Source organism: Photobacterium sp. GB-50, from assembly GCF_003026755.1.
Taxonomy (GTDB): Bacteria; Pseudomonadota; Gammaproteobacteria; order Enterobacterales; family Vibrionaceae; genus Photobacterium.
In genome coordinates this window covers 99,012-111,884 of the sequence record NZ_PYNX01000010.1, presented here as the reverse complement: position 1 = coordinate 111,884, position 12,873 = coordinate 99,012, and the positions used below count along the sequence as shown (strand labels likewise).

The following is a 12,873-nucleotide window of genomic DNA, read 5'->3' as shown; positions in this document are numbered from 1 at the left end:
GGTAAAATATTTAACGAAAAAAAAGCAGCTCATTAGGCTGCTTTTGTACGTTAAATATCTCTGATTAGAACCAGCGTTCTAATGCACTACGGTCTAATTGCTTAAATGCGCGGCTGAGTACATCAGCAAGTTCTTGGTAGCGAGGTTGTGATTTTTTCGGTTGCATCGCATAACCTTCACTGACAATTTTCTGGTAGATCTCGCTGTACCATTTCGCCAGTGATGGTGGGAGTACGGTTTGGCTACGTTTACCTAGCCACCATAAACCTTGTAATGGCATCGATAACGCCAATAACGCAATGGCAACAGCTTGCGGCATGCCTGCATAATTATGAAATACCATTTGGGTCAAAATACTAATAGCAGCGACGGCCGGCATCACCTTAGTGGCAAACTTTGTTGCTTTGATATAGCGATGTTCAGGAAAAACAGCAGCCAGCTCTTTACGCATTGGCCATGTGCTCATGTAATGCTGACCGTCTTGGAAATACTTCCACTTTGTTTGTTGAGTCATAAAGCACCATTTATCAAAAAAAAATATAATCTTTAAAATTTTTAAGCAATAAACTTGATTAAAATTAAATTTATCTAAAAATGTTTTTGTTATATTGCTTAACAATCGCTATCCTAAGCACGCCTAAAGGTAATTGTTGCTGTTAATGGTATTAACTGCAAGTTAGGCACCCTCAAGGATGAACCAGAATTGCAGGTAACTCAATTCAAATACTCAAGAATGAGCACGAATTTCACCCTGACTAGACCGATAAATATATCATCGTCTATTCTATGGGTACTTTTTTATTCAAAAATGAATATCAACTTTCAGACAGATTATAGGTAGTCACTCTCATGTCTAAGCTGGTTTTAGTTCTAAACTGCGGTAGTTCATCTCTTAAGTTCGCAATCATCGATCCTGTATCAGGTGACGAACACCTTTCAGGTCTAGCAGAATGTCTAGGTCTTCCTGAAGCACGCATCAAGTGGAAACTTGATGGCAAGCACGAAGCACAACTAGGTGAAGGCGCGGCTCACGAAGAAGCTCTAGCATTCATGGTTGATACTATCCTTGCTTCTAAGCCTGAGCTTAAAGAGAACCTAGGCGCTATCGGTCACCGTATCGTACACGGTGGCGAGCAGTTCTCTGCTTCAGCTCTAATCGACGATGTTGTTCTTCAAGGTATCGTAGATGCGTCTGATTTCGCACCACTACACAACCCTGCACACGTTGTTGGTATCGAAGCTGCTAAACACAACTTCGCTGATCTTAAGAACGTAGCGGTATTCGACACGGCTTTCCACCAGACTATGCCTGAAGAAGCATTCCTATACGCTATCCCTTACAACCTATACAAAGAAAACGGTATCCGTCGCTACGGCGCACACGGTACTTCTCACCGTTTCATCGCTCGTGAAACAGCGAAACTTCTAGACAAGCCTCTTGATGAGCTAAACATCATCAACTGTCACCTAGGTAACGGTGCATCTGTATGTGCTATCAAAGGCGGTAAATCTGTAGATATCTCTATGGGTCTAACTCCTCTTGAAGGTCTAGTAATGGGTACACGTTGTGGTGACCTTGACCCAGCAGTTATGTTCCACCTACACGATCGTCTAGGCATGAGCGTTGCTGAAATCAACACAATGTTCACTAAAGAGTCTGGCCTACTAGGTCTAACTGGTGTGACTTCTGACTGTCGTTTCGTTGAAGAAAACTACGGCGTTAAAGAAGAAGCAACGCGTGCAATGAACGCATTCTGTCACCGTCTTGCTAAGTACGTAGCTAGCTACGCTGCAAACATGGATGGTCGTCTAGACGCTATCGTATTCACAGGCGGCATCGGTGAGAACTCTGCTCCTATCCGTGAAGAAGTACTTAAGCGTCTATCTATCTTCGGTATCGAAGTAGACAGCGAAGCAAACCTTAAAGCACGCTTCGGTAACGAAGGTGTTATCACTTCTGCAAACAGCCGCATCCCTGCAATGGTTGTTTCTACTAACGAAGAGTTAGTAATCGCAGAAGATACAGCGCTTCTAGCTGAAATCTAATCTAACGATTATCTTAACGGCTGGCTTTATAAGTCAGCCGTTTCTTCATGACATCCCGTCATGTTCTCATGTGGTATTGTTCTATAGTTATTCTACTAATTAAAATGAATTGTTATTGAACAGTGCTTTATCATTCAATAGTTTGAGGAATTCATAGTGTCCCGTACTATTATGCTTGTTCCAGTTGGCGCTGGCGTTGGTCTAACAAGTGTTAGCCTTGGTGTACTTCGTGCAATGGAACGCAAAGGCGTTCGCGTTTCTTTCTTTAAGCCTATTGCGCAACCGCGTAAAGGTGGCGATCAGCCAGATCTAACAACAACAATTATTAGTGCTAACAGCGATATGAAAATTGCTGAGTCATTCTCAATGGCAAGCGCTGAAGAATTGATCCGTAACGACAAAACTGATGTTCTTCTAGAAGACATTGTTGCACGCTTTAAAGCGGCAACAGCAGATGCTGACGTAACGCTAATCGAAGGTCTAGTTGCTACTCGTAAGCACCCTTTTGCAAACCAAATCAACTTTGAAATTGCAAAAACGCTAGATGCTGAAATCGTGTTCGTTGTATCTCCAGGTACTGATAACCCAGCTCAACTTAAAGAGCGTATTGAAGTAGCATGTTCTAACTTCGGTGGTATCAAGAACAAGCAAATCTCTGGTGTTATCGTTAACAAACTTAACGCACCAGTTGATGCTGAAGGCCGTACGCGTCCAGATCTTTCTGAGATCTTTGATGACGTAGAAGGTACTGTTCCTTCAAATGTTGAAATCATGCAAGTGTTCAACTCAAGCCCAATTCGTGTACTAGGTTGTGCACCTTGGAGCGCAGAGCTTATCGCTACACGTGCAACTGATATTGCTCAGCACCTAAATGCTGAAATTATCAATGCAGGTGACATCGAAACTCGTCGTATTAAGAGCATCACTTTCTGTGCACGCTCTATCCCTAATATGGTTGAGCACTTCCGTCCAGGTTCACTACTCGTCACTTCAGCTGACCGTCCAGACGTAATCGTTGCAGCATGTCTTGCAGCAATGAACGGTGTAGAGCTAGGTGCACTACTTCTAACAGGTGGTTACGAACTACCAAAACCTGTTATGGATCTATGTGAGCGCGCATTCGCGACTGGTCTTCCAGTCATGACTGCTCAAGGTAACACTTGGCAGACTTCTCTAAATCTACAGAGCTTCACACTAGAAGTACCTGCAGACGATAAAGAGCGTGTAGAGCTAGTTAACGAGTACATGGCAAGCCACATCGACGGTAACTGGATTGAGTCTCTAACTGAAGGTTCAAACCGTGAGCGTCGCCTAAGCCCACCAGCATTCCGTTACCAGCTAACTGAGCTAGCTCGTAAAGCGGCTAAGCGTATCGTTCTTCCTGAAGGTGACGAGCCACGTACAGTTAAAGCTGCGGCTATCTGTGCTGAGCGCGGTATCGCGGAATGTGTGCTTCTAGGTAACCCAGATGAAATCCGTCGCGTTGCTGAGCAACAAGGCGTCGTTCTTGGTGCTGGCGTAACTATCATCAACTCTGACGAAGTACGTGAAAACTACGTGGCTCGTTTAGTTGAGTTACGTGGCGCGAAAGGTATGACTGACGTTGTTGCTCGTGAGAAGCTACAAGATTCAGTATTCCTAGGCACAATGATGCTTGAGAACAACGAAGTTGACGGTCTAGTGTCTGGTGCTGTTCACACAACAGCAAACACTATCGTTCCTCCGTTCCAAATCATCAAGACTGCACCAGATGCATCTATCGTATCTTCTGTATTCTTCATGCTACTACCAGACCAAGTATTGGTTTACGGTGACTGTGCGATCAACCCAGATCCAACAGCTGAGCAACTAGCTGAAATCGCTATCCAATCTGCAGATTCTGCAAAAGCATTTGGTATCGACCCGCGTGTTGCTATGATCTCTTACTCTACTGGTGAATCTGGTAAGGGTGCAGACGTAGATAAAGTACGTGAAGCAACGAAGATCGCTCAAGAGAAACGTCCAGATCTAGTGATCGATGGTCCTCTTCAGTACGATGCTGCAATCATGGAAAACGTAGCTGCTTCTAAAGCACCTAACTCTCCAGTAGCAGGTAAAGCAACTGTATTTGTATTCCCAGACCTAAACACTGGTAACACAACATACAAAGCGGTACAGCGTTCAGCAGATCTAGTATCTATCGGTCCAATGCTTCAGGGCATGCGTAAGCCAGTTAACGACCTTTCTCGTGGCGCACTAGTAGACGATATCGTTTACACAGTTGCACTAACTGCGATTCAGGCAGAACAAGCTTCAGCTAAGTAAGTTTTAATACTTATTTAATCGACTGATAAAACGCTCCAATACATGTCTTCAATTTTTATTGAAATGTGTATTGGGGCGTTTTTTATTACTGGAATAAGGTGTTTTAACCCTTTATGCTGGCAAGCTAATTAACGGTTAAGGACAACCTGTTAGCATGGATTTTCTCAACTCTCTCGGGCTATTTATTGGCTCACTGATCTCCAATACCCTCGCATCACTCTCTGGTGGCGGCGCAGGCTTAATTCAATTTCCTCTACTTATCTTTCTTGGCTTACCCTTTAGTATCGCCCTTGCGACCCACAAAGTAGCAAGTGTGGCATTAGGTGTTGGTGCAGCCATTAAACATTTACGTCAAGGCACACTGTCGTTGAAATTTACACTCTATGTGATCCTTACAGGCGCAATAGGTGTGATTATTGGCGCAAACCTGATCCTCTCTTTTCCTGAAAATATCGCTGAAGCTGCACTCGGTATGTTAATACTCAGTCTTGGTATTTATTCACTGATGAAAAAAGAGCTAGGACAAAACGAAAACGCTATTCATCGCGACATAAAAGGGATGATCATTGGTGGGCTTGGTCTAGCCATTATTGGGGTATTAAATGGCTCACTTACCGCCGGAACAGGGCTATTTGTTACCTTATTTTTAATCCGTTGGTTTGGCTTTAACTACAAACAAGCGGTAGCACTAACCTTGGTGAGCGTTGGGCTATTTTGGAATGGAATTGGCGCTATCGCAATTTACCAAGCAGGCGCACCGATTTACTGGCCTTGGATCCCCGTATTATTACTCGGTTCATTACTGGGTGGTTATTTAGGCGCTCATCTTGCTCATCAAAAAAGTAATCAACTCATTAAACGTTGCTTTGAAGCCCTGACTTTTATTATTGGCTTTAAGTTACTTTTCTCAGCTTTCTAGTCCACGTTATTTAAGGAGTATTTCATGGATAAAGCGATCATTGATATCTACTACTGCCGTCAATGCAATTGGATGCTACGCTCTACATGGATGACCCAAGAGCTACTGCATACCTTCAGTGAAGAAATCCAAACCATCAGCCTTCACCCAGACACAGGTGGTCGTTTTGAAGTTCATTGTAATGGTCAGCTTATTTGGGAACGTAAAGCCGATGGTGGCTTTCCTGATGCGAAACAGCTAAAGCAACGTATTCGTGATGTTATCGACCCAGAACGCGATTTAGGCCATGTAGATCGCCATAGTAAGCCATAAGCGATAATACCTATACCCAAGCAACCTCAAGATGCAGTGTTCAGCGAGACGACCTTAGTTCTCAGGCGCGGCAACGATTCGTAGATATAGTGGTTCTACATTGAGAATCGTTAACAAAGTCTGAGAGCTAAGGACGCTCGCCCTTTGGGAGCGTGTCACTGAGCCGACTTCTTGCGTCAGACAACTTGGAAAGAGCTCACTATTCCGCTTCGTTGCCTTCCTTGAATTCAACTCAGTGACATCGCTCTGAATCAGGCATCTTGAAGTCGCTTGGGTATAGTTCTAAATACAATAACGCCCTGAATGTGCTTTCTCTATTAAGTGGCTTTGCGCTTAAAACCAGAGAGCTGCATTCAGGGCGTTACTTTTATCAATTAAAAATTAGATCTGGGTGTGTACCAGTACTTCACCGTCAAAGCTGATCACAGATAGCTGGTTGCCATCTAATAAACCATAACTTGCAGGTAACCCATTACGAGGAATAGCGACAGAGCCTGGGTTAAACACAAATAGCTCATCTTTTGCTTCTGCAACAGGAATATGAGTATGTCCCGATACAATCACATCACCAGCACGTAAACGAGGATGTTTATTGGCGTTATACACGTGACCATGCGTTAAAAAAAGACGCTGTCCTGTTGGCAATAACACAAGGTTGTAATCTGCCATAATAGGGAACTCAAGTAGCATTTGGTCGACTTCGCTGTCGCAGTTACCGCGTACCGCCGTAATACGTTCGCCATAGCGATTTAACAGCTCAGATACCTTGATAGGATTGTACCCTTCAGGTAATGGATTACGCGGGCCATGATTTAAAATATCACCCAACAGAATTAAGTGCTCTGCACCACTTTGTTCAAAAGCAGCAATCATCTTTTCAGCACTCGCTAAAGAGCCATGAATATCAGAGGCAAAAAATAATTTCATAATCAAAAACCAGTCATTAATCCAGATTCGAAGTCTACTCGTAGTCTTATCAAATTTCCATGTTAGCGGTACTGATATCTCACCACGAAATGCAACCAAATGCTTATGCGTGCATAATATTCGTGATAATTCTCTTACGTCACAATATTAAGATAATGGATTTTAAGTCTCTCGTTATACTGATAATTTAACTGATATAGAATGCTGATATATAATAGAAATAAGCAACACATCAAAGCTTAGATGATGACTGATAATGGAATAACGACATGAATATTTTAATGACAGGCGCAACAGGTTTTATCGGACGAGCACTGATTCCTCATTTCAATCATGATCACGTCACCATACTTACACGTAACCCGACTCGTGCTTACAATCAACTCGGTCATCATATCCTCGCCGTTGATAGCCTAGATAGCTTCGACAATTTCGACCAATTTGATGCTGTTATCAACCTTGCGGGTGAGCCGATCATCAATAAGCGTTGGAGTGACAAACAAAAAGAGAAAATCTGTCAAAGTCGTTGGGATATTACCCAGCAACTCGTTGATAAAATTAAAGCCAGTCGTCATCCTCCGCATACTTTTCTTAGTGGTTCTGCGGTGGGCATTTATGGTGATAACCAAGATAAAACCATTGATGAATCCATCCCGCTTGATATTAACGATAACGACTTTGCCCAGAACGTCTGTTACCGCTGGGAGCAAATTGCTCTTGAAGCCCAATCAGAACAAACCCGTGTGTGCTTGATCCGCACAGGTATCGTACTTGGCAAACAAGGCGGTGCATTGGCGCGCATGTTACTGCCTTATCAACTAGGATTAGGCGGAAAAATGGGTGATGGTAAACAATACTTTCCTTGGATCCATATACAAGACATGATCAAAGGCATCATCTTTTTACTTAATCACCCAGAAGCCCATGGCGCATTTAACTTTACTGCACCAACACCGGTGACGAATAAAGTGTTTAGCCAAACCTTAGCCGCAACTCTAAAGCGTCCACACATTTTATTTACCCCTGCTTGGGTTCTAAAACTAGGGCTTGGAGAATCAGCACAACTATTGCTTGATAGCCAACGTGCGCTACCGAATAGGTTACAGCAAGAAGGGTTTAACTTTAGCTTCCCTTGTATTGAGCAAGCGTTAAAGCAGACGTTATGTGATTGAGAGAAACAAACAGGGCTGAAGAGCCCTGTTTGGTAATTATCATAGTCAAAAGCTTATATACTTATAGCGTTGAAGATTTACTTTCTAAAAGTTTTATCATTTTATTTTTTTGTTCAAGTTCATATTTAGCTTTTGTTAGCTCACTTTGATTTATAAAAAAATTCCCACTTAGACCAGCTGCAGCCCCAATTAAAGAAGCAAAAACGGTCCCAATAATAGTCAACTTCAACATTTTTTTATTGTGTTCTTTATCTTCAATTCTTCTTCGTCTTTCTATTTCTAATAATGCCAGTTTTGGTGTTCCATCTTTAAAATTAGAAGCTGCAAAATGATAAAGTTGTTCATTATCCATATCTTGATACTTGATATGAGTAGTTATTGGACCAGTGCTATCGATTGACATTCATTACCTCTTAATCATTACATACCAAGTTGTTCTTACTGATAACAAGCAACCATTGTACGAACTAACCTTATTAAACATAACTATTAACAGCTAACAGCTTTCATTACCTTAACGGCAACAACAACTTCTTGATCTGCGAACGTGACACTAAATACACCAACCCAATTGCCAGCACAGGTAAGCCTATCCACATTAATGGATGCAAGGTAAACGGCAGTTCAAAACCTTTTACCACCAGCAAACCGACAACAAATTCAGCACCAATCGCTGCAATAATCCCAGCTAATAACGCAATAATGCCGTATTCAAACCACAAGGTAGCAGCAATGCGTTTTCGGCTGGCACCGAGTGTGCGATAAAGCTGAATTTCGGTTTGACGCTCTGAAATACTCAAGCGTAATAAGGTCATAATCAACAGTAATCCACTCAGTACACCTAAGCCAGCTAATACCGTAAGTGACCAACTCACTTGGGCTAATAAAGCTTGAATCCGTGTTGCCATCATACGTAGATCAAGCACACTCACCGTTGGATAATTACTGGCTAAGGTATTGAGTAAATCACTTTGCTGATCATTCACTCTAAAACTCACTAACCATGTAGCAGGAAACGACTGCAATACATCTGGGGTGAAAATGAAGTAGAAGTTCGGCTTCATATTACGCCATTCCACATCACGAATGCTGTTTACTGTGGCGTTAAACTCTAGCCCACCAATGGTAAAAGCCAGCTTGTCACCCAATGCAATGTTTAAGCGTTTCGCAATGCCAGATTCCACTGAAACACCTGAGCTACTTCCCCATTTACCTGCAATCACCTCATTATGACTCGGTAAGCTTTCCGCCCATGTGAAGTTAAGCTCTCGTCTTAATGCAGGATCGCGTTCTGGACTATTGTCGGAAGTAATCTCTGCAGCTACGCCACTTTGGCTTTCATCTTCTGATAAGTAAAAGCGTTGCTCATTAATCGCGACCAATCTTCCACGGGTCACAGGATAACCTTCAGAGCGAGCTAATTGATTCGCATCTAAATAATCTAAATAGGCTTGTTGCTGATCTGGCGCAATATTAATTGCAAACACATTAGGCGCATCAGCAGGTAAGGTATTTTTCCAATCCGCAAGTAACTCGTTACGTAATAATCCAATCACAGCTAATAGCATTAACGAACACGTCAATGCCGCCAATTGCGTCGCGGTCTTCGCTTTACTACGATTGACACGACTTAACGCCAATGCATAAGCAGAGCCAAGCTTAATCTTCTTAAGTAATGCGATGGCAGCAAGGCCAACTAAAGCCAGTAACACTAACAATGCCACCATGCCCAATAAGGTCAGCCAAACAAATACATTGCTACCAATCCACCATACTGCTGAAAAAACAGGGAAGATCAACAACAACCATATAGCTGAGAACTTAGACGTCGGAGTATAGGTTGCTTGCACCGTATTCATTGCAGAAGCATTCACTAAACGAGAAAGCGGAATACCCAACGCTGGCAATGAAATGAAAAGAGCAAGCAGTAAGCTGATCACTAATGGCGCAAACCCAATAGCCGGTAATTCATCAGGTAACAACTGTTGCAGTGGATAGCGCAGTAACCATTCGAGCCCAAAACCCAATAGCAAACCAACACCAATCGCGACTGAGAACACAACCGCTATTTGTTGTAATAACCATCGCCATAAAAAACGACGACTTGCGCCAAGGCTCTTCATCATTGCGACTGACGTGATCCGCGTCGATGCATAGTGCTGACATGTAAGTACTAAGGTTGCTGATGCCATGAGTACTACCAGCACTAAAGTCAGTGATAGGTATTGCCTTGCTCGTTCAATAAAATCACCACTGCGCCCTGCATCGTTTTCAGTTAACCAGCGTTGGCTTGGGGTTAACTTCATCGTTTCACGAATATCAGCAAGATCAGGATCGGAGCCGGAAAAATAGTAGCGATAGCTGATCCTGCTACCTTCTTGAATTCCACCAATGGCAGCAATGTCTTTATTGTTGATCAATACTGCTGGCATTTGGCTAAAAGGGTTAAAAGACAGCTCAGGATCTTCTAAGATTCTCCCACTAATGGTTAGCTCCCCATCCCCCAGCATGAGTGTATCGCCCTCTTTGACATCCAGCAGCGAAAATAAGCGTTCTGATAACCACAACTCACCGGGGCTCACATGATGGTGCACAGACTTATCAGCCGCTTGTAATCGTAAATCGCCACGCAATGGAAATTTCGCATCAACCGCTTTAACGCTGACTAACTGCATACCGTTATCGCTAAATGCCATGGTACCAAAGCGAGTTTGCTGTGAAGTGGTGATCTTATTGGTTGATAACGGTTGTAAATCTACCGCTTGCGATGACTTCAATACCATATCTGCCGCTAACGCAGAGCGACCTTGCGAAACTATGATCCCTTCAACACGGCTTACCAATGCCGATAACGCAAACACACAAGCAATGATTAAACTCAGTGCCAAGGTAACTAGCCACAACTGACCTTGTCGTATTTCACGCCACGCCCAACGTAAAAAGAACGGACGTTTTTTCATCGAAAGTGAATCACTCTGCATGACGTTCATCCCTCGCGAGTTTGCCGTTATCTAATCGCATAATTCGATCGCAACGAGCCGCTAATGTATCGTCATGAGTGACAAGCACCAGTGTTGTACCGCTGTTTTTATTAAGTTCAAACAACAACTCAATGATCATGGCTGCGGTATGCTGATCGAGGTTTCCCGTTGGCTCATCAGCAAATAAAATTTTCGGTTTGATCATAAATGCACGGGCTAGCGCGACGCGTTGTTGTTCACCACCGGATAATTGACTCGGTAAGTGGGTTTCTCGCCCTTTCAAACCAACAACAGCAAGCAATTCTTTTGCTCGCTCAACATCCACATCATTATCTTGGATCAAACACGGTAACGTGACGTTCTCCAGCGCATTTAAAGTCGGTAGTAACAGGAAGTTTTGAAACACGAAACCAATAGATTCACTACGTAATTGAGCGCGTTGTTCATCATCTAACGTAGAAAGGTTATGACCAAGTAACTCTATTTCACCTTGTGTTGGTACATCGAGCCCCGCCAGTAATGTCATCAAGGTTGATTTACCCGCGCCAGAGACACCGACAAGGGCAATAGACTCTCCTTGCTCGACCTCAAGCGAAACATCCTGCAAAATAGTCATAGGCGACAAGGTAGTCGTGACTTGTTTTGAAACAGAGTGTGCCTTAATTACGGAGACAGACATGATACGAATCCTTTCATTGTTGATGCTGGTGTTTTCATCCACCGCATTGAGTCAAACACTGTTAGTTCTTGGCGATAGCCTCAGTGCTGGTTATCAGATGCCAGCAGAGAAAAGCTGGCCTGCACTACTGCCGCCACTGTTAGAACAGCAAAAACAACCAACGACCATTGTGAATGCGAGTATCTCTGGCGATACCAGTGGTAATGGGTTGGCACGATTACCAGCATTATTGGAACAACATAAGCCTGATTTTGTTTTAATCGAATTAGGTGCGAATGATGGCTTACGTGGGTTTCATCCTAAAATATTACGTAATAACCTTAGCCAAATGATCAATGAGATCCAAAAAGTGGGATCACAGCCACTATTAATGCAAATTGAAGTCCCACCCAATTATGGGAAACGTTATAACGAACTGTTTCGTAATACTTACCCATCATTAAGTGAAGACACCAATGTGCCTTTATTGCCGTTTTTTCTTATCGATATTATTGTAAAGCCAGAATTAATGATGAAAGATGGCCTTCACCCAACCGCACAAGCACAGCCGCTGATCGCTCAATTTATGGCAAAGCATCTTCAACCTTATCTCAACAAGGAAAGCTCACAGTGACACAATCTATTTTAATGACAGGGTGTAGCTCTGGTATTGGCTATTACTGCGCAAAAACACTGACCGAGCAAGGCCTTAACGTTGTTGCTAGTTGTCGAAAATCAGAGGATGTAGAAAGGCTCAATCAAGAAGGTATTCGTTGCGTTCAATTGGATATCACTTCAGAGTCATCCATCACAGAAGGTTTAAGCCAAGCACTAGCCATCACTGGCGGAAAATTAGATGTGTTATTTAATAATGCCGCTTACGGACAACCCGGCGCATTAGAAGATTTACCGACCTCAGCTCTACGTGAACAATTTGAAGCGAATTTCTTTGGCTGGCACGAGCTAACCAAGCAAGTCATCCCACTGATGCTTACCCAAGGTCACGGTAAAATTGTACAAAACAGCTCAGTACTGGGATTAGTCGCCATGAAATATCGCGGCGCATATAACGCCAGTAAATTTGCAATTGAAGGCTATACCGATACCTTACGTTTAGAGTTAGACAATACGCCGATTAGTATTTCTTTGATCGAGCCAGGACCAATTGAAAGCCAATTTCGCGCAAACGCAAAACGCATGTTTGAACGTCATATTGATATGAACAACTCTCGCCATTATGACAACTACCAAGACACCCTCTCTCGCCTTGGTAAAGAAAAGGTGACCAACAAATTCACTTTAAAACCTGATGCAGTATTACGACCACTATTGGACATCATTAATAGCTCTCGCCCAAAATCACGCTATTACGTGACACAACCGACTTATATTTTTGGTTTCTTACGTCGTATCCTACCAACAAGATTTCTTGATAAGTTACTGATAAAAAGCAATTAATAAAGAAAAAATCTGCTTAAAACCCATCGCTTTTAGGCAGTTTTCTCACCTTATAAAAGTGGTGATAAAAACAACATTTATAAAATCAATGATGAT

At 42.9% G+C, this 12,873-nt stretch carries 12 protein-coding genes; 7 read left to right on the top strand and 5 right to left on the bottom strand.

Going from position 1 to position 12,873, the window contains the following annotated elements; all coding sequences use genetic code 11:
• Positions 1-64: 64 nt before the first annotated feature.
• Positions 65-514, bottom strand: coding sequence for a terminus macrodomain insulation protein YfbV (gene yfbV / locus C9J41_RS13985; RefSeq protein ID WP_158259290.1), 450 nt, complete (start codon positions 512-514; stop codon positions 65-67).
• A gap of 335 nt (positions 515-849) precedes the next feature.
• Between yfbV and C9J41_RS13980 the strand changes: the two genes are divergently transcribed.
• The 4 genes from C9J41_RS13980 to C9J41_RS13965 all read left to right on the top strand — a co-directional run bounded on the left by C9J41_RS13980 (position 850) and on the right by C9J41_RS13965 (position 5,581).
• Entirely contained in the window at positions 850-2,046 is a 1,197-nt protein-coding gene (locus C9J41_RS13980) for an acetate kinase (protein ID WP_105059633.1), read from the top strand.
• A 156-nt stretch (positions 2,047-2,202) separates the two neighbouring features.
• On the top strand, positions 2,203-4,350 hold the full coding sequence (gene pta / locus C9J41_RS13975; RefSeq protein WP_199187094.1) for a phosphate acetyltransferase: 2,148 nt from the start codon (positions 2,203-2,205) through the stop codon (positions 4,348-4,350).
• A 154-nt stretch (positions 4,351-4,504) separates the two neighbouring features.
• The gene (locus C9J41_RS13970; protein WP_107206000.1) at positions 4,505-5,269 is read left to right on the top strand and encodes a sulfite exporter TauE/SafE family protein; all 765 of its coding nucleotides are present in this window, start codon (positions 4,505-4,507) and stop codon (positions 5,267-5,269) included.
• Between the two features lie 24 nt (positions 5,270-5,293).
• Positions 5,294-5,581: a SelT/SelW/SelH family protein gene (locus C9J41_RS13965; protein WP_107205999.1), complete on the top strand. Its 288-nt coding sequence runs from the start codon at positions 5,294-5,296 to the stop codon at positions 5,579-5,581.
• A 381-nt stretch (positions 5,582-5,962) separates the two neighbouring features.
• On the opposite strand, the gene yfcE is transcribed toward C9J41_RS13965, so the two are convergent.
• Positions 5,963-6,508, bottom strand: a complete 546-nt coding sequence (yfcE, locus tag C9J41_RS13960; RefSeq protein WP_107205998.1) for a phosphodiesterase — start codon at positions 6,506-6,508, stop codon at positions 5,963-5,965.
• A gap of 269 nt (positions 6,509-6,777) precedes the next feature.
• Here yfcE and C9J41_RS13955 point away from each other — a divergent pair, with 269 nt between their 5' ends.
• Positions 6,778-7,680 carry a TIGR01777 family oxidoreductase gene (locus C9J41_RS13955; protein WP_107292383.1) on the top strand — a complete coding sequence of 301 codons (903 nt, stop codon included), beginning with the start codon at positions 6,778-6,780 and terminating at the stop codon, positions 7,678-7,680.
• A gap of 61 nt (positions 7,681-7,741) precedes the next feature.
• Here the strand turns inward: C9J41_RS13955 and C9J41_RS13950 are convergent, their stop codons facing one another.
• The 3 genes from C9J41_RS13950 to C9J41_RS13940 form a co-directional block, all read right to left on the bottom strand.
• The gene (locus tag C9J41_RS13950) at positions 7,742-8,083 is read right to left on the bottom strand and encodes a hypothetical protein (RefSeq protein WP_107260040.1); all 342 of its coding nucleotides are present in this window, start codon (positions 8,081-8,083) and stop codon (positions 7,742-7,744) included.
• A 106-nt stretch (positions 8,084-8,189) separates the two neighbouring features.
• Positions 8,190-10,661 (bottom strand): ABC transporter permease, encoded by a 2,472-nt coding sequence (locus C9J41_RS13945; RefSeq protein WP_107294705.1) that lies wholly within the window; start codon positions 10,659-10,661, stop codon positions 8,190-8,192.
• Positions 10,651-11,340: an ABC transporter ATP-binding protein gene (locus tag C9J41_RS13940; protein ID WP_107205994.1), complete on the bottom strand. Its 690-nt coding sequence runs from the start codon at positions 11,338-11,340 to the stop codon at positions 10,651-10,653. Before C9J41_RS13940 ends, C9J41_RS13945 begins: the two co-directional genes overlap by 11 nt.
• On the opposite strand from C9J41_RS13940, the gene tesA reads away from it, so the two are divergent.
• Positions 11,339-11,953, top strand: a complete 615-nt coding sequence (tesA, locus tag C9J41_RS13935; RefSeq protein ID WP_107205993.1) for a multifunctional acyl-CoA thioesterase I/protease I/lysophospholipase L1 — start codon at positions 11,339-11,341, stop codon at positions 11,951-11,953. The two genes, C9J41_RS13940 and tesA, sit on opposite strands and share 2 nt — an antisense overlap.
• Positions 11,950-12,777 carry an SDR family oxidoreductase gene (locus tag C9J41_RS13930; RefSeq protein WP_107205992.1) on the top strand — a complete coding sequence of 276 codons (828 nt, stop codon included), beginning with the start codon at positions 11,950-11,952 and terminating at the stop codon, positions 12,775-12,777. The genes tesA and C9J41_RS13930 overlap by 4 nt, the downstream gene beginning before the upstream one ends.
• The last annotated feature ends 96 nt before the right edge of the window (positions 12,778-12,873 follow it).